Source organism: Vibrio gelatinilyticus (assembly GCF_022836845.1).
Taxonomy (GTDB): Bacteria; Pseudomonadota; Gammaproteobacteria; order Enterobacterales; family Vibrionaceae; genus Vibrio; species Vibrio gelatinilyticus.
Genome location: NZ_JAJNNZ010000025.1, coordinates 1 through 24,953, shown reverse-complemented (window position 1 = coordinate 24,953; position 24,953 = coordinate 1). Strand labels below are relative to the sequence as shown.

The 24,953-nt window shown below is 45.4% G+C and carries 21 protein-coding genes and 4 tRNA genes; 16 read left to right on the top strand and 9 right to left on the bottom strand.

Going from position 1 to position 24,953, the window contains the following annotated elements; genetic code table 11:
* Positions 1–29: 29 nt before the first annotated feature.
* On the bottom strand, positions 30–791 hold the full coding sequence (locus LNL84_RS18885) for a TatD family hydrolase (protein ID WP_244359341.1): 762 nt from the start codon (positions 789–791) through the stop codon (positions 30–32).
* A 185-nt stretch (positions 792–976) separates the two neighbouring features.
* On the opposite strand from LNL84_RS18885, the gene hemB reads away from it, so the two are divergent.
* From hemB to spfP, 4 genes are all read left to right on the top strand, one after another.
* The gene (hemB, locus tag LNL84_RS18880) at positions 977–2,014 is read left to right on the top strand and encodes a porphobilinogen synthase (RefSeq protein ID WP_244359339.1); all 1,038 of its coding nucleotides are present in this window, start codon (positions 977–979) and stop codon (positions 2,012–2,014) included.
* Positions 2,015–2,085: 71 nt separating this feature from the next.
* Positions 2,086–2,529, top strand: a complete 444-nt coding sequence (locus LNL84_RS18875; RefSeq protein ID WP_244359337.1) for a GNAT family N-acetyltransferase — start codon at positions 2,086–2,088, stop codon at positions 2,527–2,529.
* A gap of 649 nt (positions 2,530–3,178) precedes the next feature.
* A complete protein-coding gene (polA, locus tag LNL84_RS18870) occupies positions 3,179–5,977 on the top strand; it encodes a DNA polymerase I (protein WP_244359335.1) in 2,799 nt (932 codons plus the stop codon).
* A 194-nt stretch (positions 5,978–6,171) separates the two neighbouring features.
* On the top strand, positions 6,172–6,219 hold the full coding sequence (gene spfP, locus LNL84_RS19870) for a small protein SpfP (RefSeq protein WP_438356636.1): 48 nt from the start codon (positions 6,172–6,174) through the stop codon (positions 6,217–6,219).
* 413 nt (positions 6,220–6,632) lie between these two features.
* Here the strand turns inward: spfP and yihA are convergent, their stop codons facing one another.
* Positions 6,633–7,298 carry a ribosome biogenesis GTP-binding protein YihA/YsxC gene (gene yihA / locus LNL84_RS18865; protein ID WP_244359333.1) on the bottom strand — a complete coding sequence of 222 codons (666 nt, stop codon included), beginning with the start codon at positions 7,296–7,298 and terminating at the stop codon, positions 6,633–6,635.
* Between the two features lie 204 nt (positions 7,299–7,502).
* Here yihA and LNL84_RS18860 point away from each other — a divergent pair, with 204 nt between their 5' ends.
* The 5 genes from LNL84_RS18860 (at position 7,503) to hemN (ending at position 12,082) form a co-directional block, all read left to right on the top strand.
* Positions 7,503–8,120, top strand: coding sequence for a c-type cytochrome (locus LNL84_RS18860; RefSeq protein ID WP_244359331.1), 618 nt, complete (start codon positions 7,503–7,505; stop codon positions 8,118–8,120).
* Positions 8,121–8,858: 738 nt separating this feature from the next.
* The gene (locus LNL84_RS18855; protein ID WP_244359329.1) at positions 8,859–9,500 is read left to right on the top strand and encodes a class I SAM-dependent methyltransferase; all 642 of its coding nucleotides are present in this window, start codon (positions 8,859–8,861) and stop codon (positions 9,498–9,500) included.
* A complete protein-coding gene (gene yihI / locus LNL84_RS18850; RefSeq protein ID WP_244359327.1) occupies positions 9,497–10,045 on the top strand; it encodes a Der GTPase-activating protein YihI in 549 nt (182 codons plus the stop codon). The genes LNL84_RS18855 and yihI overlap by 4 nt, the downstream gene beginning before the upstream one ends.
* A gap of 5 nt (positions 10,046–10,050) precedes the next feature.
* Positions 10,051–10,545 carry a DUF2489 domain-containing protein gene (locus LNL84_RS18845; RefSeq protein WP_244359325.1) on the top strand — a complete coding sequence of 165 codons (495 nt, stop codon included), beginning with the start codon at positions 10,051–10,053 and terminating at the stop codon, positions 10,543–10,545.
* Positions 10,546–10,690: 145 nt separating this feature from the next.
* The gene (gene hemN, locus LNL84_RS18840; protein ID WP_244359323.1) at positions 10,691–12,082 is read left to right on the top strand and encodes an oxygen-independent coproporphyrinogen III oxidase; all 1,392 of its coding nucleotides are present in this window, start codon (positions 10,691–10,693) and stop codon (positions 12,080–12,082) included.
* An 84-nt stretch (positions 12,083–12,166) separates the two neighbouring features.
* Here the strand turns inward: hemN and glnG are convergent, their stop codons facing one another.
* The 4 genes from glnG to glnA form a co-directional block, all read right to left on the bottom strand.
* The gene (gene glnG, locus LNL84_RS18835) at positions 12,167–13,570 is read right to left on the bottom strand and encodes a nitrogen regulation protein NR(I) (protein WP_244359320.1); all 1,404 of its coding nucleotides are present in this window, start codon (positions 13,568–13,570) and stop codon (positions 12,167–12,169) included.
* Positions 13,571–13,613: 43 nt separating this feature from the next.
* Complete coding sequence (glnL, locus tag LNL84_RS18830) at positions 13,614–14,663, bottom strand: nitrogen regulation protein NR(II) (protein ID WP_279611093.1); 1,050 nt, start codon at positions 14,661–14,663, stop codon at positions 13,614–13,616.
* 147 nt (positions 14,664–14,810) lie between these two features.
* Positions 14,811–15,326, bottom strand: coding sequence for a DUF4124 domain-containing protein (locus LNL84_RS18825; RefSeq protein WP_244359318.1), 516 nt, complete (start codon positions 15,324–15,326; stop codon positions 14,811–14,813).
* A gap of 115 nt (positions 15,327–15,441) precedes the next feature.
* Complete coding sequence (gene glnA, locus LNL84_RS18820) at positions 15,442–16,851, bottom strand: glutamate--ammonia ligase (protein ID WP_244359316.1); 1,410 nt, start codon at positions 16,849–16,851, stop codon at positions 15,442–15,444.
* 506 nt (positions 16,852–17,357) lie between these two features.
* Here glnA and typA point away from each other — a divergent pair.
* Positions 17,358–19,187: a translational GTPase TypA gene (gene typA, locus LNL84_RS18815; protein WP_244359314.1), complete on the top strand. Its 1,830-nt coding sequence runs from the start codon at positions 17,358–17,360 to the stop codon at positions 19,185–19,187.
* A 125-nt stretch (positions 19,188–19,312) separates the two neighbouring features.
* On the opposite strand, the gene pssA is transcribed toward typA, so the two are convergent.
* Entirely contained in the window at positions 19,313–20,653 is a 1,341-nt protein-coding gene (gene pssA / locus LNL84_RS18810) for a CDP-diacylglycerol--serine O-phosphatidyltransferase (protein WP_244359312.1), read from the bottom strand.
* A gap of 89 nt (positions 20,654–20,742) precedes the next feature.
* Positions 20,743–21,174 (bottom strand): GNAT family N-acetyltransferase, encoded by a 432-nt coding sequence (locus LNL84_RS18805; protein WP_244359311.1) that lies wholly within the window; start codon positions 21,172–21,174, stop codon positions 20,743–20,745.
* A gap of 60 nt (positions 21,175–21,234) precedes the next feature.
* On the opposite strand from LNL84_RS18805, the gene murB reads away from it, so the two are divergent.
* Together murB and birA are read left to right on the top strand one after the other, a co-directional pair.
* A complete protein-coding gene (murB, locus tag LNL84_RS18800) occupies positions 21,235–22,263 on the top strand; it encodes a UDP-N-acetylmuramate dehydrogenase (RefSeq protein WP_244359309.1) in 1,029 nt (342 codons plus the stop codon).
* A complete protein-coding gene (birA, locus tag LNL84_RS18795) occupies positions 22,260–23,216 on the top strand; it encodes a bifunctional biotin--[acetyl-CoA-carboxylase] ligase/biotin operon repressor BirA (RefSeq protein ID WP_244359307.1) in 957 nt (318 codons plus the stop codon). The genes murB and birA overlap by 4 nt, the downstream gene beginning before the upstream one ends.
* 56 nt (positions 23,217–23,272) lie before the next feature.
* Here birA and coaA read toward each other — a convergent pair whose 3' ends face one another.
* On the bottom strand, positions 23,273–24,196 hold the full coding sequence (coaA, locus tag LNL84_RS18790; protein WP_244359305.1) for a type I pantothenate kinase: 924 nt from the start codon (positions 24,194–24,196) through the stop codon (positions 23,273–23,275).
* A gap of 208 nt (positions 24,197–24,404) precedes the next feature.
* Here coaA and LNL84_RS18785 point away from each other — a divergent pair.
* The 4 genes from LNL84_RS18785 to LNL84_RS18770 all read left to right on the top strand — a co-directional run bounded on the left by LNL84_RS18785 (position 24,405) and on the right by LNL84_RS18770 (position 24,813).
* A tRNA-Thr gene (locus LNL84_RS18785) sits at positions 24,405–24,480 on the top strand.
* Between the two features lie 49 nt (positions 24,481–24,529).
* Positions 24,530–24,614, top strand: a tRNA-Tyr gene (locus LNL84_RS18780).
* Positions 24,615–24,649: 35 nt separating this feature from the next.
* Positions 24,650–24,724 (top strand) — tRNA-Gly (locus tag LNL84_RS18775).
* A gap of 13 nt (positions 24,725–24,737) precedes the next feature.
* A tRNA-Thr gene (locus LNL84_RS18770) sits at positions 24,738–24,813 on the top strand.
* Positions 24,814–24,953 lie beyond the last annotated feature (140 nt).

The following is a 24,953-nucleotide window of genomic DNA, read 5'->3' as shown; positions in this document are numbered from 1 at the left end:
GGCGAAAGCCGCTTTTTTAATATCGATAGCTAGAGAGAAAACAGCTTTTTCGCATTGAGGGTGGTGATTTTCTGCGCTTGTTGCACGTCGATTTGACGACACTCAGCAAGTCTGTTTAGCACCAGTTGAGTGTACGCAGGTTCATTGCGTTTCCCTCGGTGTGGAACGGGCGCAAGGTAAGGGCAATCGGTTTCTAAAATCACTTTATCGATCGCCAGCTCTGGGATCACTTTATCCATGCCCGAATTTTTGAAGGTTGATACGCCACCGAGTCCAAGATGAAACCCCAGATCATTGATGGCTTTTGCCTCATCAACGGTGCCACCAAAGCAATGGAACACGCCACGTAATGAGCCATCTTGCTCGTTACTAAGCAGTGCTAGGGTTTCTTCGATGGAGTCCCGGGTGTGGATAACCACAGGAAGATCCATTTCTTTAGACCAGTTTAGTTGAGTGATGAAGGCCCACTCTTGCTCTTTACGAAAGGTTTTATCCCAATAGAGATCAATGCCAATCTCACCCACCGCAATAAACGATCGCTTTTCAAACCAGCTGTGAATGGTGTCTAGGGTCTGTTTAACATTTTCATCCACGTAGCAAGGGTGCAAGCCCATCATAGAACGACAAACATTTGGGTAGGCATCTTCTGTTGCCAACATCGGCTCAATGGAGTCGAGATCAATGTTCGGCAGTAAGATATGCTCGATGCCATTTTGGAGTGCGCGTTGTACGACTTCATCTCTATCGTGGTCAAATTCTGCAGCATAGATATGAGCGTGTGTATCAATCATTGGGGCTACTTCGTTGTGGTTGGTAATAGTGCAAAGTATACCTAAAGTCTGCGCAATATGTTGCTTTGCGTTAATCCATCCACAGCAATAGCTGCAGGGACATCAAAATGCCAGAATACTGCTAGCATGATGGCCCTAGAATGATATGCTTGAAGTTCAACGTTAGGCCAGACAAGGAGAAAAAAGTGTCTGTATCGATTCAAGGGCAATTCCCAGCAAGACGTATGCGCAGAATGCGCAAGCACGATTTTAGTCGCCGCTTAATGGCAGAAAACCAGCTTTCAGTGAGTGATTTGATTTACCCAATGTTTATTTTGATGGGCAAAGATCGTCGCGAAACCGTGGAGTCGATGCCGGGGGTTGAAAGGTTATCTATCGACTTAATGATTGAGGAAGCTCAATACCTTGCTGACCTTGGGATCCCTGCAATAGCGCTTTTCCCTGTGGTTAATCAAGATGCTAAAAGCCTGTGCGCAGCCGAAGCCTATAGTCCTGAAGGGCTTGTGCAAAGAGCGGTATGTGAGCTCAAAGAGCATGTGCCTGAAATGGGTGTGATTACTGACGTTGCGCTCGATCCTTTCACGACTCATGGTCAAGATGGCATCATCGATGACGATGGCTATGTGTTGAACGATGAGACTACGAAAGTATTGATCAAACAAGCGTTGTCTCATGCTGAAGCCGGTGCCGATGTCGTGGCCCCTTCTGACATGATGGACGGTCGAATTGGTGCTATCCGTGAGGCGCTTGAAAAGGCCGGCCATGTGCACACGCAAATTATGGCTTATTCAGCTAAATATGCCTCTAATTACTATGGTCCGTTTCGCGATGCAGTCGGTTCATCAAGTAACTTAAAAGGCGGTAACAAGAAAAACTATCAGATGGATCCGGCTAACAGCGATGAAGCGTTGCACGAAGTGGCGATGGACATCAATGAAGGGGCTGACATGGTGATGGTGAAACCGGGTATGCCTTATTTAGATGTCGTGCGCAGGGTCAAATCTGAGCTTCAAGTGCCGACTTTTGCTTATCAGGTGTCGGGTGAATATGCGATGCACAAAGCTGCTATTATGAACGGCTGGTTGAAAGAGCGCGAGACGGTGTTGGAGTCGCTACTGTGTTTTAAGCGTGCAGGCGCTGATGGTGTATTGACCTATTTCGCCAAAGACGTCGCCGAGTGGTTAGCAGAAGAGAATGGCAAAGCGAAACAGTTTTTGAAGTAATCGCTAGAAGGTAAGTACAATGATTTTAAGCCAGCAGTCGTTGCTGGCTTTTTGTTTTTTGAAGGCGGTGTATGTTAGTTCGTGATGGCACGTTACAAGAAGTAGTGACAATTGTAGAGCGTATCAGTGAATTCGTTCAGAAAGAGAGCGTCGACAGTTTGCAACGGCGATTAGTAGGTAAGAGGCACCAAGTGTTGCTGGCCGAACAGGACGGCACATTGCTTGGCTTCAAAATAGGTTATGAGCTGGACGAGAAAACGTTTTACAGTTGGTTTGGTGGCGTTTGTCCTTCAGCTCGACGCAAAGGGGTGGCGCAGTCGCTACTTAATCATCAAGAGGCGTGGGCCGCCAAGCAAGGCTATACAGCAATAGCAGTAAAATCACGCAATCAGTTCCCTTCTATGCTGAGAATGTTGATTGCTAATCACTATTTGATAGCCGATTACCAACTTAAAGAGCCGCTACTCGAGTCGCGGATTCATTTTGTAAAGGATCTCCAGAAGCAGGCACCATGAAGTTATTGAGACTAATTATCATTTAGTTGTTGACAGGTTAAATGAGAATGGTTATTGTTTGCATCGTCTTAGGGGGAAAGGTAGAGAAATAGCCCGGTTTTGCTTTCGTCATTAACCGTCGCTATTTTGAATACTCGAAGTCTTTTGACACGACATTGCTCACATTGCTTCCAGTGTATTTATAGCTTCAGTGCCGGTAATGCTCCATTCGGAGACACCTTATCTGTCATTTTGCTAGGCGACATCTTTAGATGTCGCTTTTTTCTTTGTGCTAAACCACCGTTTGTCACCGATTTACTTTATGGTGAGACTTCCCTTTTAAATAGAACAAAATTCGGACGCTTTTTGAGTGATATTTTACCTTTGTCCACATCACAAGATCGTTCTAGGATCATGGGTAACCTAAACGATCTGGCTTATTTTCAATTAAAAACAGAAGGTTAAAATGATATTTTTGGTTTGTTAGTTGTGTTTACGTTTTCACTGATTTAGATTATAAACAGAGTTATCCACAGGAGAGAGAGTGCTGAAAGTGGTCAAAACCTCTAGTTATCGAAGTCTGCTCAGTAAAGAGCGTAGCATCGATTGGGAAGTCATGGCATCCTTACAGATATAGATAATCATTTCATACTCTGTGGACGATATACACATGGCTCGTATTCCTGATAACCCCCTGATTTTAATTGATGGCTCTTCGTATCTTTACCGAGCATTTCACGCTTACCCTGAATCGATGAGCAACGGTGAAATACCCACCAACGCAATATACGGTGTTGTTAATATGCTACGCAGCATGATGCGCCAGTTTGCCTCCGATCGAATAGCGGTCATCTTCGATGCGAAAGGGAAGACGTTCCGTGATGATATGTACCCAGAGTACAAAGCCAATCGACCGCCAATGCCTGACGATCTTCGTTGCCAAATTGAACCTCTGCACAATGTGATTCGAGCGATGGGATTGCCATTGATTTCAATTCCGGGTGTGGAAGCCGATGACGTGATTGGTACTTTGGCGCATCAGGCATCTCAAGCTAACATGCCCGTACTTATCAGCACTGGCGATAAAGATATGGCGCAATTGGTTGATGAAAACGTCATACTGATTAACACCATGACCAATGTGGTCATGGACGTTGATGGGGTTGTTGAGAAGTTTGGTATCCCGCCGGAGTTGATCATCGATTACCTGGCGCTAATGGGCGATAAAGTGGATAACATTCCTGGCGTACCTGGTGTCGGAGATAAAACTGCGACTGCACTGTTACAGGGGATTGGTGGGTTAAAAGATCTTTATGAGCGACTTGATGACATCGCCCCTCTTGGCTTTCGTGGTTCAAAGACCATGGCGAAAAAGCTACTTGAACATAAAGAGGGGGCTTTATTGTCTTACGATCTGGCTACCATCAAGTTGGATGTTGAGCTTGACTACGCTCCAGATGAATTAACCAAGCAAAAGCCTGATACCGACGAACTTCAGAAACTCTACGGCCAGTTAACCTTTAAGACATGGCTTAACGAAATCTTAGAAGGCGGTAGCGGTGAAGTGGTCGCTGATGGTAGTGCAGCCAAATCGGCGTCTGGCACGAGCAAAGCAGCGCCAAGTTCGGAAATGGATACCTCAGCTGTTACCATCGATCGCAGCCAGTATGAGACCATCCTCAGCAAAGAGGATTTTCTAGCCTGGCTCGATAAACTAAAAGCGACGTCAGTATTTGCCTTTGATACCGAAACTGACAGCCTAGATTATATGGTCGCCAACCTGATTGGTCTGTCATTCGCCACTGAAGAAGGTGTTGCGGCTTATGTGCCAGTTGCACACGACTACATGGGAGCGCCAGAACAGCTTGATCGAAACTGGGTACTTGAGCAGCTTAAACCGATTTTAGAAGACGCGAATCAAGCCAAAGTCGGACAGAATCTCAAGTATGATGCGAGTGTTCTTGCACGCTATGACATTGAGCTTAAAGGCATTAAATTTGACACCATGCTGGCTTCGTATGTTTACAACAGCGTTGCGGGTAAACACGATATGGACAGCCTCGCTCTACGCTTTTTACAGCACAGTTGCATCTCATTCGAGCAAATTGCAGGCAAGGGAAAAAATCAACTGACCTTTAACCAAATAGAGATGGATCAAGCCTCACCTTATGCCGCGGAAGATGCTGACGTTACCTTACGATTGCATCAGAGAATCAACAGTGAACTTGAAAAAGACGAAGCTCTCAACCGTATTTATCGTGAGATAGAAGTTCCTCTTGTACCGGTCCTATCGCGCATTGAGCGGACGGGAGTATTGGTAGACGACATGATGTTGGGGGCACAATCTCAAGAACTCGCTCAACGTTTGGATGAGCTTGAACAGAAAGCGTATGAAGTAGCAGGGCAGGAGTTTAATTTGAGCTCGCCTAAGCAGCTACAAGCGATTTTGTTTGAGAAAATGGCACTACCAGTTGTTAAGAAAACACCATCGGGTGCACCTTCGACCAATGAGGAAGTGCTGCAAGAGCTGGCACTGGACTATCCATTGCCAAAGCTTATTTTGGAATATCGTGGCTTGGCGAAACTGAAATCGACGTATACCGATAAACTGCCACGTATGATTAACCCAGAAACAGGTCGCGTTCATACCTCTTATCATCAAGCTGTCACAGCGACAGGGCGATTATCATCTACCGATCCTAACTTGCAGAACATTCCAATCAGAAACGAAGAAGGGCGTCGTATTCGTCAGGCCTTTATTGCGCCTCATGGGTGGAAAATTCTTGCAGTCGATTACTCGCAGATTGAGCTGCGCATTATGGCGCATCTTTCGGGTGATGCCGCTTTGGTTGATGCATTCAAACACGGCAAAGATATCCACGCGGCCACTGCTGCTGAAATCCTAGGTCTTGAGATTGAGCAGGTATCCACTGAACAGCGTCGTCAAGCAAAGGCCGTGAACTTTGGTTTGATCTACGGCATGAGTGCCTTTGGCTTGGCGAAACAACTTGGTATTCCAAGAGGCGAAGCTCAGGCTTACATGGACAAGTATTTTGAGCGCTACCCGGGCGTAATGCAGTATATGGAAGATACTCGCTCTCAGGCTTCTGAGAATGGATACGTAGAGACCATATTTGGTCGCCGTTTGCATTTACCAGAGATCAAATCACGTAATGGAATGCGTCGTAAGGCAGCAGAGCGAGCGGCCATCAACGCGCCAATGCAAGGCACCGCAGCTGATATCATTAAGAAAGCTATGCTACTGGTTGACGAGTGGATTGAAGCCGAGGGACAGGGGCGTGTACGTTTGCTCATGCAAGTTCACGATGAACTGGTGTTCGAGGTTGAATCGTCAGCTTTGAGCGAAATTGAAAGTAAAGTACAAAAACTCATGGAGTCAGCGGCTCAGTTAGATGTACCGTTGGTCGCTGATTCAGGCCATGGCGAGAACTGGGATCAAGCTCACTAGTCACTTTTCAGTCAATATCGAGCAAATAGTATGAGCCAGTGCACAAACACTGGCTTTTTTATACCTATAAAAAAAGAATCCTATATGCACCTAGTTATGTCTATTAATGATATTTTGATGAAAAAAAATTACAAAAATAGTTTTAATTTCTGATCAGATGTTGTACATTAACTCTCGTAGGGTACAGAGGTAAGATGTTCTATCTTTCAGACCTTTTGTTTCACGTTATTGGATTAGGCTGATTCAGCCGCCCCAGTCAGCTTTTGACTGGGGCGTTTTTTCTTGTGGCAAGCTAAATTTATCCAAGACTCATTTACGCGCCTTATTATCCACTTTTCTCTAATTCGCGCTTTTCGCGCTCAATGGCATTTCTGTAATTAAGCACCCTTCACACTATAAATAATTCTCATTAGAAATGAAGAGTTTCATAATCCTGAAAATTTCATGGTTAACTTGCTGTTATTACAGGTTTTTGAAAGGTTTTTCTGCGGGAAGGTGATTTGATGGAAGAGAGTGACAGCTCACAAAGTGCATTGATTACGGTTGATTATTTCACCCTAATCGTAAATTCTTTGCACAAATAATAAGAAATCTTCTCTCTCTCCCATTGCCCTGCCAGGATGGCGGGGCGTTTTATTTCTGGCGTATTGACTGGTTACTGTGCGTCGCTATCCAAATCGTCTTCTGTCGACTCCAGTGCAGCGAAGGCTGGGGCAAACCAAACGTCTAATTTGTTTCTTAGTTGATCGACACCGATCCCCTTCAATGATGAAAATGCATCAACTTGTACGTCACCACCAAGAGTGAGTGCTTCTTGACGAACGCTCAATACCTGGGCTTTTCGGGCGCCACTTTTCAGCTTGTCTGCTTTAGTCAGCAATACTTGAACAGGTATGCCAGAGTCGACAGCCCAAATAATCAACTGTTTATCCAAGTCTTTCATTGGGTGACGAATATCCATAAGGACCACTAAGCCCTTCAGGCAGCGACGTTTTTGCAGGTATTCACCGAGTGACTTCTGCCACTTTTTCTTCATTTCTAAAGGGACCTGGGCAAATCCGTATCCAGGTAAGTCGACAATATGGCAACCTTCATCGACCTTGAACAGATTAATCAATTGAGTTCGACCTGGGGTCTTACTGGTTTTCGCCAAGCTTCGTTGATTGGTAAGGCGGTTTAGTGAACTCGACTTACCGGCATTCGATCGTCCAGCAAACGCGATTTCGATACCTTCATCTTCTGGAAGATGACGAATATCGGGTGCACTCGTAATGAAATGCGTATTTTGATAATGAATTTTTACGCTCACTGTTAACTCCATCTCGACTTTGTGTAGTCGATTGATTACTTTTTTGTGAAATTGTGTAAAATAACCGTGCTCGGCATATGGCCACACATTGTACCATGAACGGTATTATATACCCGAACTACCTTAAGTATACTCACCAACAAAGAGTGAAACAGCCGCTTAGGGTGATTTAGGCATAGAGTGGTACTGGAAGCTTGATAATTATAATGGAATGTCATGAAAAAATTAGCGCTAATCTTGAGTCTTGTAGTCAGCTGTTCAGTATCGGCCCAAGGCAGTATTGAAGCTGGTAAAGCAAAATCCCAAACCTGTGTCGCTTGCCATGGTGCAGACGGTAACAGCCAGTTAACCATGTACCCAAAACTTGCGGGTCAGCATGCTAAGTATCTTGAAAAGCAGTTAAAAGAACTGAAACTTGGTATGACAAGTGGCGGCAAACAGGGACGTTATGATCCTGTAATGAGCGGCATGGCTATGCCATTAAGCGATGAAGATATGGCGGACTTATCCGCTTACTATGCTTCATTGCCTATCTCATCAAATACAACCCCAGAAGATGTCGTAGAGCAGGGTAAAGCCCTTTACGCTGCAGGTGATGCAGAACGCGGCATCACGGCTTGTATTGCATGTCATGGTCCACGTGGTAATGGTACTGAGCTGTCGGGTTTTCCTAAAGTGTCAGGTCAGCATGCAGATTACATCAAGTTGCAACTTGAGAAATTCCGTGACGGTAATCGAAACAACGACATGAACGGCATGATGCGCGATATCGCGAAAAAACTGTCGGACAATGATATTGAGGTTCTTTCTAAATACGTTGGTGGTCTTCACTAATACGTAAGAGAGTAACTCTTTTAGCCTTTTATTTGCCTATACCGAGCGATGGCGCCCATGTCTTAGATGTGGGCGTTTTTGTTTTAGGTTAACAGAGGCAACTAAGCGTGTGGCGACGGGGTCATTTTTTCCGATTACTGTGTAAGAGATTTGCTATTAATGGCGGGGGAATCTTGAAGCGTTTTCTCATAACCTTATGTTTCATAAGGAATTGGTAAATCGCTGTTGTTGAGGGGGCGTCTTTTTTCTCTGTAGCGCTTGTATCGATAGCTCAACACAGTAAAGTAGTTAGCAACAGCAGGACGCTGAAACAGGACATCGGGTTAGGATAACCCCAAGGAAGATTAACCAGGATGGTTAAGAACGACAGACAGGATACAACTTGAGCTGGAGCTCAAGGGATAGGGATGGTCAACTTTTCTCAGGATGAGAGCATTAAAGGACAGGGCTTAGGAAGAGCTCAGGCACTGGAAGTGCAAGGGAATACATAACGCATCAGGACGATGACAAACAAGAATTAGCAGTGGAAGCACCAAAAACAAATGGATATTTGTGTTGTATCGCACAGACGATACATCAACTTCGCTTTATAGCGATGGAAAGCGACAGGGATTCCTGTCGCTTTTTTTACTTTTAGGCCTTTTTTTATCAAATTGTCGAAAAAATACGCGATTCCTCTCCCCTCAACGACAAGTTTCTGGTATGTTTCGCAGCCTTGAATTATCCAGGAGAAGCATCGTGGATTGTTGTCCGCTGTGTTCTAGCCCTTCGACAGAGCACTATTATCAAGATAAACATCGACACTATTTGCAGTGTCAGCGTTGTTTTCTGGTCTTTGTTCCGCCACATCAAAGACTTTGTGCTCAGCAAGAAAAAGCATTTTACGATCTTCACAATAATGATCCGCAGGATGCGGGCTATCGACAATTTCTATCAAGAGTTGTCGAGCCTATGGCGGGACGTATTGAAAGCCGTTCCCACGGATTGGATTTTGGATGCGGACCCGGTCCAACATTATCAGAGATGATGAAAGAACGTGGACATACGATGTCACTGTATGATCTCTATTACTATCCCGATACATCGGTACTTGATAGGCAATATGACTTTGTAACGGCAACCGAGGTGATAGAGCATCTCTATACGCCCAACGAAGTGTGGCAACAGTGGCTTAGCTTAGTTAAACCCAGTGGCTGGATAGGCTTAATGACCAAATTAGTGATTGATTTGGATGCCTTTAAAAACTGGCATTATAAGAATGACCTCACGCATGTGGTATTCTTTAGCCGAGACACTTTCCGCTATCTGGCCGAGCGAGATAAGCTTGAACTAGAATTTATTGGTAATGATGTAATTTTACTGAGGAAACTTACGCAATGAGTCGTAATAAAAAATCCAGAAAACCGGGCTCTGCTGCCAGTGTTGATGTTGTCGTCACACGTAATCGCACCGAGTCTGATGTAGAAGGTCGCCTTCGCAAGCGTCTAAAAAAACGCAAAGGACAAAAATCCGGTAGCCGTCACTCAGAAGGTAGCGAGCAAAAGCATCGTCGTTCTGGCGAGGCGCGTGATCCTCGATTGGGCAGCAAGAAGAAGATCCCACTGATCATCACAGAGCAGAAGAAGTCTTCTAAGCAAGAGCGCCGTCTTTCGGCCGAGCAAGAGCTTGAGATGCTGGAATCAGATTCGCAATTGAACGTTCTTATTGATCGCATTGAAGCGGGTGAGAACCTAGGTGCCGGTCTACAGAAATACGTTGATGAGAAGCTGGATCGCATTGAAGCACTAATGAAACAACTGGGTCTATTTGAGCCAGAAGTTGAAGAAGAAGTCGACATGGTTGAACCTACTGTGAAAAAAGCACGGGATGAACAAGAGCTATTGGCCGATTTCGAAGAGATTGATTTGGACCAGTTTAAAGGGTAATCACAATGAATGTTGTAACCGTGTTAGCGGCTGTGGGAGTGGTCATTATCGTCGCTTTAGCGTGCTATGCAGGTTACCTTCTACTCCAGCTCAAGAAGCAGAAGGACCTGCAACAACAGCACCAAACTTTAGCGATTGAAAAGCGCAATGCCAAGATATTCGAGAGCGTTGATACGCTCTGCTTGGCGGGTATTCAAGGTCAATGTGATTTCTCAGAGTTGAGTATCCGACTGTATAACATCATGGACTATGTCCAAGGTGAGCAGCGCGTTGATTTTGACCGCGAATACCCGGCCCTGAGCGAGCTTTTTCACATTGTGAAAGATATGCCTCGATCGGAAGAACGCCAGTCTATGGAAAAGCGTGAGCGCATGAAACACAACCTCATACGCAATAAAGCTGAAGCTCGACTTAACGACACCATTGTCGCTGAGTTGAAGGTTTTACAACAAAGCGTGAAGCCGCTGAATCAGCAAATTGATATCAGAATGGTGAGTTGAGAGTCATCTCAACGCCATTCTCAGTGATCGATCTATCATTTTTGTCGATGATATTCATAATTCTCGTGTAGAGTGAGAACATCATTGCCTTGCTGTGGCAAAATAGCGCTCAACCCGTGCGTCTTTGTTTTTTGGAAGTATTAACATGTCTCAATCCCCCTCAGCAGAGAACCAGCAGATCGTTTGGGATCAATCTGTTTTAGACAAGTACAACTATTCAGGTCCACGTTACACCTCATACCCGACGGCACTCGAGTTTCACGAAGCATTTACCGTCTCTGACTATGATATGGCGTGTGCGAAATACCCAGATAGGCCTTTGTCTTTGTATATTCATATCCCGTTTTGTCACAAGCTCTGCTATTACTGTGGGTGCAACAAGGTTATTACTCGTCACAGCCACAAAGCTGACGAATACCTTGATGTTATTGAACATGAAATACGTCAACGTGCTACTTTGCTTCAAGGACGTAAGGTTACTCAGCTGCATTTTGGCGGCGGCACGCCGACTTTCTTATCAAAGGGCCAGATCAGCCGTTTGATGAATATCTTGCGCGAAGAATTTCATTTTGAAGGCAGCGCTGAAATCAGTATTGAAGTTGATCCAAGAGAGATTGAGCTCGATATGCTCGATCACTTGCGTCAAGAAGGGTTCAATCGATTAAGCATTGGCGTACAAGATTTCAATAAAGAAGTGCAGCAGCTGGTTAACCGTGAGCAAGACGAAGAGTTTATTGTTGCGATGGTCGCTCGAGCTAAGGAACTTGGTTTTCGCTCGACTAACCTAGATTTGATTTACGGCTTGCCTAAACAGACCAACCAGTCGTTCGCCGAAACCTTAGCTCAAGTTCTTGAGATGCGTCCAGGACGCCTTTCAGTGTTTAATTACGCTCACATGCCGAACCTGTTTGCCGCTCAGCGAAAAATAAAAGAAGACCAGTTACCACAGCCAGAAGAGAAAATGGCAATCTTGCAGAACACCATTGCGACGTTAACGGATGCAGGTTATCAGTTTATTGGTATGGATCACTTTGCCTTGCCAGAAGACGAACTTGCGGTGGCTCAGCGTGCTGGTGAATTACACCGAAACTTCCAAGGTTACACCACGCAAGGTGATTGTGATTTAGTGGGCTTTGGCGTATCGGCGATCTCGATGGTGGGTGACAGTTACGCGCAAAACCAGAAAGAGCTCAAGAAATATTATGCTCAGGTCGATGAATTGCGCCATGCCGTATGGAAAGGCGTCTCACTTGATGCCGACGATCTGTTACGTCGAGAAGTGATTAAGCAATTGATTTGTAACTTCCAGTTAAGCAAATCTGAGATTGAAAGCGAATTTGGTATCAACTTCTCTGAGTACTTTGCAGAAGATATGCAACTGCTTAAAACCTTTATTGATGACGAGTTGGTTGAAAACGATGACAACACAATTTACGTCAACTTGAGAGGACGCTTGTTGATTCGTAATATCTGTATGTGTTTTGATAAGTACTTGCGCAACAGAGCTCGCCAGCAGCAGTTCTCACGCGTTATTTAGGACGGGTCAGACATCCATAAAAAAGAGCTTGGTTATGCCAAGCTCTTTTTGTTTTCGTGCACTTAATACTGCGGTTTGAAATGGTTAATACAACTCTTTGAGCTTGCGGGTTAACGTGTTGCGTCCCCAACCAAGTACTTTGGCTGCATCTTGTTTATGCCCATTGGTATGACTAAGCGCCGCCTCTAAAAGAATGCGTTCGAATTCGGGCATAGCAGCGCTAAGAATCTCCGTTTCACCCGACTCTAACGCTACCTTGGCCCACGATGCCAACAGTTGTTGCCAATTACCGAGTTCTGGGTTTAGGGCTTTCTTGGGCTCATTAACGAGCTCTGGAGGTAAATCGTTGGGGAGGATCTCGCTACCACTGGCCATCACAGTGAGCCAGCGACAAATATTCTCTAACTGACGAACATTACCGGGCCAATCAAGCTTATTGAGGGTTTCAACCGTGTCTGGGTGAAGGGATTTGACCTCTACAGTGAGTTCTTCTGCGGCAAGAGCAAGAAAGTGATTAGTGAGCTTCTCAATGTCTTGTCGACGTTCACGTAACGAAGGTATGTGAATACGAATGACGTTCAGACGGTGAAACAAGTCTTCACGAAACTCACCTTGCACGACTAATTTTTCCAAATCTTGGTGGGTTGCCGCGACAATACGCACATCGACTTTTACCGCCGCATGACCACCAACGCGATAAAATTGGCCATCGGACAAGACCCGCAGCAAACGCGTTTGAATATCGAGTGGCATATCTCCAATCTCATCTAAAAACAGGGTGCCACCGTTAGCCTGTTCAAAGCGTCCTTGGCGCACGCTGTTTGCGCCCGTGAAAGCCCCTTTTTCATGACCAAACAGCTCCGATTCGATGAGATCTTTTGGGATAGCGGCCATGTTGAGAGCGATAAAAGGCTTGCTGGCTCTTGGGCTATGTCGATGTAGAGCTTGCGCCACCAATTCTTTACCTGTGCCCGATTCGCCATTGATTAATACGGAGATGGAAGAGCGAGACAAGCGACCAATGGCGCGAAAAACCTCTTGCATTGCCGGTGCTTCACCGATGATCTCAGGGGCAGAGGAAGGCGTTACGTCTTCACTGGACTGGCCGTTTTTTTGCTCTTGATTGTGAATGATAGCGCGTTCAACTAGGGTCAACGTCTCATCAATATCGAACGGCTTAGGCAGATACTCAAAAGCACCCTTTTGATAGGCCTTTACCGCCGCATCCAGATCCGAGTGAGCGGTCATAATAATAACGGGTAAATCAGGTGCTTGATCCTGGACGTGACGAAGTAATTCAATGCCGTCCATACCTGGCATCCGAATATCGGAGACCAAAACATCCGGAGTTTCCCGCTCCAGCGCGAGTAGCACGCTTTCTGCGTCCGCGAACGTTTCGCATTTGATGTTTGCAGACGAGAGGGTTTTCTCCATCACCCAACGTATTGAACTGTCGTCATCGACAACCCATACATAGCCTTTACTCATAGCCTATCTTCCTTCAGCAAGCGCATTTTTCCTCAATCCTGAGTTAAATGGGCAAATAAATGGTAAATGTTGTGCGACCGGGCCAGCTTTCTACGTCTATTTTTCCGCTGTGTTGGTCGATTAAGTTTTGTGAAATGGAAAGCCCTAATCCGGTACCGCCTTCTCTGCCGCTCACCATGGGGTAAAACAAGGTATCTTGTAAATCCGCAGGTATGCCTGGGCCGTTATCGGTGATTTCTATACGGGCTGCCAATTTGTGTCTGTGTCCGTGAATGTTGGCTTGATGAACCGTTCGAGTTCTTATGGTTATCACGCCATTCTCTTGTTTGGTCAGTATTTGTGCTGCGTTACTGATGATATTGAGTAACGCTTGTTCAATTTGATCGGTGTCCATCACAATAGAAGGTAAGCTCGGATCGTAATCTCGTTCTATGTTGATGGTTTGGCAAGACTCCAATTCCACCAGTTGGCGAACTTTCTCAAGGATCAGATGCAAATTTTCTTCGGTTTTTTTGCCAGGTCTTTGTGGACCAAGCAATCTATCGACAAGAGCTCGCAGCCGGTCGGCTTGCTCTATGATGATATTGGTGTATTCATTGAGGCTTGGGTCGGGCAGCATTTTTGACAACAATTGCGCTGCACCTCTAAGTCCCCCTAACGGGTTTTTTATTTCATGTGCAAGGCCACGTACCAAAAGCTTGGCGGCTTGTTGCTGAGCGTGTTGATTGTGCTCCTGGCTTAGACGTTTCTGTTGGCCAATCTTCCTCATTTCGATCAACAACATGAGATTTTTGTTTAACGAAAGGGGGCTGACGGTGACCTCGAGAAGTAGTGGTTTGCCGTCGACCACAAAAGTAACGTCACTATCGGTAATGCTTTGACCACTTTGCAAAGGTTGTGTGAGCAAAGCTAAATCCATAGAGGCGTGCTGGATGAAATGTGACAGATGGGAGTCGGTCAACCGCTTGGCACTTTGAGAGAATAGCTGCTCTGCTGCCGGGTTGGCATAGCGTACAGTGAGCCCCTCATCCAGCATCAAGGTTGCTGTGACTAGATTATCTAAAATTGCACTGTTTATTTCACTCGTAGCCAATCGTCATCCCTCTTGTCTTGTGCCATTTTGGTGCAATACACCTTAGTCTCTCACGATTGCACCAATCTGGTGCGGTGAGTATCTAAGTATGACCGATAGTTTTATGCTGTAAAGCACAATAAGGGACGCTGTCTCTGATTATTGCTGCTATTGAACAGAGGCCCGATGTAAATGTACGGTTATGGTATTAGATGATGCAATTATCTTGCCGTTTTCAATGATTTGCAGTGTTAATGTGTGGGTGCCGCGGTCGATGTTTGTCATTGACCACGATGTTGGTACTTGAGGTGCACCATAAGGACGATGGTTGAGCAGCAACTGAATGGTTTGGCCGACTTTGAGACGTCCTTGTAACTCACCTTCAACTCGGATTATGCCGGGGTTGCTCCGAATGGTAGCGTCATGTGTTGGAGTGCGTATATCAATAGACAGTGACGGCTGCTTTTCTTTGTCTTGTTTTAGTCTTTCTGCGGGCGCAGGTGTTTTTGAGGACAGTTCTGGCAAGGCTATAGGATCGTCGGCCAACGTGATCTTCTTTGCATTAGGGTGTCCAGGGGTATCGCTGAAGTGAATCACATGATTGTCATCTTCCCATACATACACATCGGCGGCGATGGTGGTGGTAGAAGCGAGTAGGGTGGATAAAACTAAAGCCACTTTCATTGGTTACTCCGTTATCGGCGTATGTCCGCCTATAGTAGGAGTGGGTTATTGATTGAAACAGAAAAAAAAAGCTCGCCTGCGAGGCGAGCCTTATTATTCTCAAATGAGTTGCAAATTATACAGAGTAGTACAGTTCGAACTCAAGTGGGTGTGTTGTCATGTTCACTTTCTCAACGTCTTGAGACTTAAGGTCGATATAAGAATCGATGAAGTCATCAGAGAACACGCCGCCAACGGTTAGGAATTCACGGTCAGCATCTAGCTCAGCCAGTGCTTGTTGTAGAGATTCTGCAACCGTTGGGATTTCAGCTGCTTCTTCAGCTGGTAGATCGTATAGATCCTTATCCATAGCTTCGCCAGGGTGGATCTTGTTTTTAATACCGTCAAGGCCAGCCATAAGCATTGCTGAGTAGCATAGGTATGGGTTCGCTGCTGGGTCACCAAAACGTAGCTCGATACGACGTGCTTTAGGGCTTGGTACCACAGGGATACGGATAGATGCAGAACGGTTACGTGCAGAGTAAGCAAGCATAACAGGCGCTTCGAAGCCAGGTACAAGACGTTTGTACGAGTTTGTTGATGGGTTAGCAAATGCGTTGATTGCACGAGCGTGCTTAATTACACCACCGATGTAGTATAGAGCTAGCTCAGACAGACCGCCGTACTTGTCACCAGCAAATAGGTTTACGCCGTCTTTTGCAAGAGATTGGTGAACGTGCATGCCGCTGCCGTTGTCGCCAACAAGTGGCTTAGGCATAAATGTAGCCGTTTTACCAAATGCGTGTGCAACGTTATGAACAACGTACTTGTAGATTTGAGTCTCATCTGCTTTGGTTGTTAGTGTGTTGAAGCGAGTTGCGATTTCGTTTTGACCCGCAGTTGCTACTTCGTGGTGGTGTGCTTCAACAACCAGGCCCATTTCTTCCATTACTAGACACATTGCGCTACGGATGTCTTGTGAAGAGTCGACAGGAGCGACTGGGAAGTATCCACCTTTAACGCCTGGACGGTGACCTTTGTTACCACCTTCAAAATCAGAACCTGTGTTCCATGCTGCTTCTACATCATCAATCTTGAAGAAAGAACCAGACATGTCAGTTGCGAACTTCACGTCGTCAAATAGGAAGAACTCTGGCTCAGGACCAATAAGAACTGTGTCTGCGATACCAGTCGAACGCATGTATTCTTCAGAACGCTTAGCGATAGAACGTGGGTCACGGTCGTAACCTTGCATTGTCGCTGGCTCAAGAATGTCACAACGGATGTTTAGCGTTGCGTCTTCTGTGAACGGGTCAAGAACTGCACTTGATGCATCTGGCATCATTACCATGTCAGATTCGTTGATGCCTTTCCAGCCAGCAACAGAAGAACCATCGAACATCTTACCTTCTTCGAAGAAGTCTGCGTCGATTTGGTGAGCAGGAATAGAGATATGTTGCTCTTTACCTTTAGTATCGGTGAAGCGTAGGTCAACAAACTTAACTTCGTTTTCTTGGATTAACGATAGAACATTTTCTACTGACATCTTGGATAACCTCCAGTGTTGTTAAAGCGGTTTAAGCTCGATAATTAAAATCGGCATTGATTAGCGTCTATAATTGAACTGTGCGTTAATCGATGCTGATTAGTTGTAAGCTAAAACCGTGCCAAAAATTAAAATCCTTTACTTTCAATAATATAACTGAAACCCGGCGGTGGCGCCTCACAATGGTGCACCAAAATGATCCCTCGCTGCACGGTATTGGTGCATTGAGAGTAAATTGCACCAATATGTATCAGTTATAACCATTTATTCAGCAGGGTTTTGCCCCCGTTGTCAATGGTATTTTCCTTCAAGTGGCTTTATTGCAAGGGTAAAACAGAACGATTTTGTGCCAAAGAGTTTTGGATTGGTAAGGATTCGAATAGAATTCAACGAGAGAGATCACATATTTTTTAGATTATTGCGCATTATCTGGTATATTATTGACCGTTTTTGAAATCCAGCCAGCGGCAATTAAGCGGCGGCATCTATTGAGTGAAAGAAAATCCATGTCTACTCCACAGATTGATAAGTTAAGAAACATCGCGATCATCGCGCACGTTGACCACGGTAAAACAACCTTAGTTGATAAATTGCTACAGCAATCCGGTACGCTGGAATCTCGTGGTGAAGCGGAAGAGCGCGTCATGGATTCGAACGATATCGAAAAAGAGCGTGGTATTACCATTCTTGCTAAGAACACGGCAATTAACTGGGAAGACTACCGTATTAACATCGTAGATACTCCGGGACACGCGGACTTCGGTGGTGAAGTAGAACGTATCATGTCAATGGTTGACTCAGTATTGTTGATCGTTGATGCGGTTGATGGACCAATGCCTCAAACGCGCTTCGTAACTCAAAAAGCATTCGCACACGGCCTTAAGCCTATCGTTGTTATCAACAAGATCGACCGCCCTGGCGCTCGTCCTGATTGGGTAATGGATCAGGTATTCGACCTATTTGACAACCTTGGTGCTACAGATGAACAGCTCGACTTCCAAGTGGTTTATGCATCAGCTCTTAATGGCTGGGCAACACTAGAAGAAGGCGAAGAAGGCGAGAACATGGAACCCTTGTTCCAAGCTATCGTTGACAACGTAGAAGCACCAAATGTTGATCTTGACGGCGCATTGCAAATGCAAGTGTCTCAACTAGATTACAGTTCTTACGTAGGTGTTATCGGCGTATGTCGTGTCACTCGTGGTTCTGTTAAGCCTAACCAACAAGTTTCTATTGTGGGTTCAGACGGTAAAAAACGTAACGGTAAAGTCGGTACGGTTCTAGGCTACCTAGGTTTAGATCGTCATGAAGTAGAACAAGCAAACGCGGGTGACATCATTGCCATCACGGGTCTTGGCGAACTGAAAATCTCAGACACTATTTGTGATGTGAACAATGTTGAAGCGATGACACCACTTTCTGTTGATGAACCAACAGTAACGATGACCTTCCAGGTCAACACTTCTCCGTTTGCGGGTAAAGAAGGTAAGTTTGTGACGTCACGTAACATTCTTGAGCGTCTAGAGAAAGAATTGGTACACAACGTTGCACTGCGTGTTGAAGAAACGGATAACCCTGATCGTTTCCGTGTTTCAGGCCGTGGTGAGCTTCACCTATCTATCCTGATTGAAAACATGCGTCGTGAAGGCTTTGAACTCGCAGTATCTCGTCCTGAAGTTATCATCAAAGAAGAAGATGGTCAGCTAATGGAACCGTATGAAACGGTAACGATTGATGTTCTTGAAGAGCACCAAGGCGGTATCATGGAAAACATTGGTCTGCGTAAGGGCGAGCTAACAGATATGGCGCCTGACGGTAAAGGTCGTGTACGTATGGACTTTATGATGCCTTCACGTGGCCTTATTGGTTTCCAAACTGAATTCCTAACGTTAACGTCAGGTTCTGGTCTTCTTTACCATACATTTGACCACTATGGTCCGCACAAAGGCGGCGTGATTGGTCAGCGTAACAATGGTGTTCTTATTTCGAACGCAACAGGTAAAGCACTGACTTACGCGCTGTTTAACCTACAAGAGCGTGGTCGTCTATTTGCAGAGCACGCAGATGAAGTCTATGAAGGTCAGATTATCGGTATTCATAACCGTTCAAACGACCTAACAGTAAACTGCCTGAAAGGTAAGCAACTCACTAACGTTCGTGCCTCTGGTACTGATGAAGCACAGGTTCTTTCGCCACCGATCAAGCACACTCTTGAGCAAGCGCTTGAGTTTATCGATGAAGATGAACTAGTAGAAGTAACGCCAGAGAGCATCCGTATTCGTAAGAAGCTTCTTACTGAGAACGAACGTAAACGTGCTAGTCGCCCAGCGAAGTAAGTTTCGTTAAACATGAAAAAACCAGCCATCGGCTGGTTTTTTTTTGGTCAAATCAATGTTGATAGTATCGTCATCATCGCGAAAACGAGTTACTTAAAACAGCAAGTGGCTTTTTTGTCAGGCTGTTAAAGTAATTGCTTTAACACGCGATCGGCTCTGACGCGGGTGATTTTTTTAATCAACCTTTGAACAGGAGTCGGGTAGTTTTCTATCTTCTCTAGTTGCTTATAAGTACAAACCAGTTGGGTGTGCTCTAAGATATTGGCGACTTCTTTTTCAAACTTATCATTAAGATGGTGATAATGGTCTTGAACCAATAGAGCATTTTCAAGATCGAGCTTCCAAGCGCGCGGATTCAGGTTGTTGCCAGTAAGCAACATATAACGTTTATCTATCCAGATCCCTTTTAAGTGGAAGCTATTGTCGTTGTGCTTCCACAGGTGTACGGACAGTTTACGGCTGGCGATATGCGCTTCATTCGCTTTAGCAAAGCGGCGCAAGTTCATTTCGTACAGGTATGGTAGCCCGCCAATGGTCTTGAACGTCTCTTCAGGAGAGATGTAAAAATCGTTCGCGGTCTTGTCGCCCACGACAATGTTCACTTTAACACCGCGTTTCAATGCTTTCTTAATTTCCTTTGCCACCGATTTTGGAAAGTTAAAGTAAGGTGTACAAATGAAAATTTCATCTTGTGCAGATGCAAGTAACTGATTGATTTTCTTATTGAGTTTGTTGCGACGTTTTCCGACACCGACCAATGGGCTGATAGACACTTGATCTGCAGATGCCACTTCTGGGGAGAATTGATATTGAGACTGGTTCAATGTGCCTCTAAATTGGCGAATTTCGGATTTAATGTCTTTGGTTATCGGCTTTTCACTCAAGGAGAGATCGTTGACTGCAGGGTTTGTGATCATATCTTGAGTGACGAAGAGTGCCATGCTCTCAGCAAGTTGAGGGTTTTCAATCACATGATAGCGATCAAAACGGTAGCGTCCGTTGTAGCCTAAATAAACATTGTTTAGGCTAGCGCCGCTATAAATTACCGCATCATCGACGATAAACCCTTTGAGATGCAACACGCCAAAGACTTCTCGGCCACTAACAGGCACTCCGTACACAGGAACAGCAAATTCATGCTTTTTGCGAAACTCGCGATACATGACAGAGTTACCGTCAGAGTGTTCTGCGCCAATCAACCCACGCTGGGCACGATGCCAATCAACACAAACGGCAATGTCCAATGCTGGGTTTTTCTGCTTTGCCAGGTAGAGTTCAGTAAAAATCTCGCGTCCAGCTTCATCGTCTTCGAGATAGAGTGCAACCAAGTAGATTCTCGTTTTTGCGCCGCGGATAGCTTGTATGAGGTACTCTCGATACTCACTCGCAGAATACAGAACCTGAAACTTGTCAGGATCTTGAGCGAGAGTGGGCGTATTACTAATTGAATTGCTAAGAGCCATCATATGGGACACTTTACCTTCAGTGATTGCAAAATTGCGAACCTGTAATTTTAACAAATTCTGACGTCAGTTGTGTAGATTACGGGAAAAGTTTAACTGGGATCAATGTAACGCATTGCTACAAGAGATTTCCCACTGCCAGTATAGCGAATAAAAAGTGTTTTTAATGCTGCGGGTAATTCATCCTGAGAGATGGCTTGAAAACCATGCTGAGCGTAGAAGGGAGCTAAGTCGGTTAGTGAGAAACAAAAATCACTCAATTGCAGCTCGTGACGCATTAGGTAGTTCATCAACTGATGTCCAACACCGCGTTGACGATATTCTGGCAACACCAACATTCCAGTCATTAATCGATACGAGTCAACGCTGCGTAAACGCACTAGCGCACACGTCGCGCTCTCAAAACGGGCACTAATGATCCGCTCGTCTGCTTTGGGTCGGCCCGCAGGGTAGTGCTGTTTATAGAGCTTTTTTGCAATAGGTAAACGGATAGGATCCAAAATACCGAATTTTAACGTATCCATAGCCAACTGCGTTGTTCAAGAGATAGAATAGAACGCAGTTTAAGTTATCTGTAATTGGCCATGCAAATCGAATATAACGCTCAGCTCAGTAAATACCATACATTTTCCATCCAACAGACCTGTGAGGTTTTGGTGATAGTGGAATCGATTGACGATCTCAAAGAGGTTTATCAAAGCGAGAAATGGCAGTCATTACCTAAGCTGATGCTCGGTAAAGGCAGTAATATGTTATTTACCGAACACTTTGAAGGCGTGGTTATCATCAATCGTATTTGCGGGATCACCATCGTTAAGAATCCAGATGCAACGCTATTGCATGTGTGTGGTGGTGAAGACTGGCCAAGCCTTGTTCAGTGGTGCGTCGACCAAGATCTGGGGGGCATTGAGAATCTCGCCTTGATCCCAGGGTGCGCGGGCAGTGCCCCTATTCAAAATATCGGCGCCTATGGCCTTGAGCTCAGAGATGTTTGTCAATACGTCGAATATCTTTGCTTAGAGGAGCTAACGATAAAAACGCTGAGTAATGAACAGTGCCAATTTGGCTACCGTGATTCGATTTTCAAACATGCATTAAAAAATAAGGCGGTCGTAACGGCCATTGGTCTTTCGCTTCCTTTGAATTGGCAAGCGAAACTTTCTTATGGCCCACTTAAGAGCCTCGAGGATCCGACTCCTCGCGATGTCTTTGATGTGGTCGTTAATGTGCGTCAGCAAAAGCTGCCCGATCCTGCGGTGATTGGTAATGCTGGAAGCTTTTTCAAAAACCCAGTGGTATCGCAAGCACAGTACCAGCAATTGGTCACTCACTTTCCAGAGCTGGTGGCCTACCCCGCAGGCGAAGGAATGAAACTGGCTGCAGGCTGGCTGATCGATCAGTGCGGTTTAAAAGGGCATTCAATAGGCGGAGCGCAGGTGCACCCGATGCAGGCCTTAGTGATTGTGAATAAAAGCAATGCCAGTGCACAAGATGTGGTGGAATTGGCCCAATACATCACACAGCAAGTTCAAAGACGTTTTGCGGTAGAACTTGAGCACGAGGTGCGATTTATGGGCAATACCGCAGAGGTGTTCTTGAAGGATTTCGTATGAAAGAGCATCAGGTAAAATTAAAAATACTCAAAGAGCTATCGCAAGGTGGCTTTCATTCTGGCGAAGAACTGGGGCAAGCTCTGGGTATATCCAGAGCCGCCGTGAGTAAGCATATACAAGGCATACAGCAGTGGGGCGTGGACATTTTCCGCATTCAAGGTAAGGGCTACCAGCTTGCAAAACCACTGCAACTACTCGATGAAAGTGTACTGAAACAAACGCTTTCGGCGCCGTTAGAACTTATCCCCATTATTGATTCAACCAACCAATACTTGATGGATCAATTACCAGAACTGCAGTCTGGCAGCGTGTGCGTCTCTGAATATCAAGCCAAAGGGCGCGGTCGACGTGGTCGTCAATGGGTGTCTCCTTTTGGAGCGAACCTCTACTTATCAATGTACTGGCGTTTAGACGCGGGTATGGCAGCAGCGATGGGGCTTAGCCTTGTAGTCGGAGTGGCAATTGTCGAAGCGCTGGAATCATTGGGCATTGACGGAGTGAAACTCAAGTGGCCTAACGACCTTTACTATGACGATAAAAAACTGGCCGGTATTTTAGTGGAAATGTCAGGCCAAGCGGGGGGCGCAGCCCACTTAGTTATTGGCATGGGTATGAACCTTGCCATGAGTGACACCGTGGAAGGTATCGATCAACCATGGACGTCATTGTCACACGCGACTTCAAAAACCATCGATAGAAATCAACTGGTTATTGCGTTTATTCAGGCCTGGCAAAACGCCTTGCTTGATTACGAAATGATGGGGCTGACCGGTTTTGTCGAACGTTGGAATCGCCATGATAACTTTGTGGGTCGACAAGTTAAATTGCTGATGGGTCACAGGGACGTTGAGGGCACGCTGCGAGGAATTGACGCTCAAGGTGCGGTATTAATTGAAACCGACCAAGGCGTTCAAGCCTTTATCGGCGGTGAAATCTCTTTAAGAAAGGTGTAACCATTCAACAAACTCACCATGGCCACTCGATCGAAGAGGTGGCCAAGTGAATGCGATTATTTTCTCAGAAATACTTGCTCGACATTGTGATTGGCGCTTTTTTGCAAGATGAGTTGCGCCCGTTCTTTGGTTGGCAAGATATTGATGGCGAGGTTTTTGCCATTAATGGATTTCCAGATGTTTCGGGCTTTTTCTTCTGCTTCATGTTCAGTCAGTTGAGTGTAGTGACTGAAATAAGAGCCCGGTTTCGTAAAGGCGCCGCGGCGAAATTTCATGAAGCGTTCAACGTACCATTTTTCTATAAGTTCACTATCAGCATCCACATACAAAGAGAAATCGAGAAAATCTGAAATAAACACATGATGCGGATCGTGTGGATAGTCCATGCCACTTTGCAGTACATTCAAGCCTTCAATGATCAACACATCAGGTAAGTCGACCACCTTTTCTTTTTCAATGATGTCGTAGTTTAGGTGAGAGTATACTGGCGCGACAACGTTTCTTTTGCACGCCTTAACGTCGGAAACAAACTGCACCAAACGTCGCATGTCGTAAGATTCTGGGAATCCTTTTTTCGCCATCAGTCCTTTTTCGAGCAACACCTTATTAGGGTACAAGAAGCCGTCGGTGGTAATTAGCTCGACTTTTGGGTGATTTTCCCAACGACTTAATAACGCTCGCAGCAAACGGGCGGTGGTGCTTTTACCAACGGCGACGCTACCAGCGATACCAATCACAAAAGGAGGAGTATGGTCATTTTTCCCCAAAAATTCTTGCAGTACGGAGTTACGACTTTGTCTGGCGGCAACATAGAGATTAAGCAGGCGAGATAAAGGCAAGTAAACGTCCATAGCTTCTTGCATGGTAAGGTTTTCATTAATACCTTGTAGTTCCATCAAGTCGGCTTCGGTCAGTGTCATTGGTACTGAGTTTCGAAGCGCCGCCCACTGCTGGCGGCTAATTGACATAAAAGGGCTCATAAATTACCAAACCGAGGAATAAGATTCAGAATGCTGAACATACATTAAGCCAGAGAGAAATCAAATGATTGATGTAGCATAAGTTACTCAATTACCCGAAATACGTACAGAATATCGTCAAAAACTAAGAAAGTTGCAAAAATCGAATTTTTTTTTGAATTAACTATTGCAAGGGCGAGATTCATTCAATAGAATGCGCACCACTTATGCCGACTTAGCTCAGTAGGTAGAGCAACTGACTTGTAATCAGTAGGTCACCAGTTCGATTCCGGTAGTCGGCACCATTTTCTCCTTACCTAAGACGTAAGTGGTTGTGAAAATGGCATTAAGTATGGAGGGGTTCCCGAGTGGCCAAAGGGATCAGACTGTAAATCTGACGGCTCTGCCTTCGATGGTTCGAATCCATCTCCCTCCACCATATTCCTTAGGAAATAGCTCTCAGAGTTACGTGTTGCGGGCATCGTATAATGGCTATTACCTCAGCCTTCCAAGCTGATGATGCGGGTTCGATTCCCGCTGCCCGCTCCAAGTCATTTTGAGTGCTGATATAGCTCAGTCGGTAGAGCGCACCCTTGGTAAGGGTGAGGTCCCCAGTTCAAATCTGGGTATCAGCACCAGCTCTACAAAGCAATTATTTCCTTTTGATACTTTCTTTTGCCTAAACTATGTTTAGTGCTTAAGAGAAGGTTTATTACCAATTATTTTTGGTTGCGTGGTCATCAAAGCCACCTAAATCCGTACCTAGAGGGACAACCCA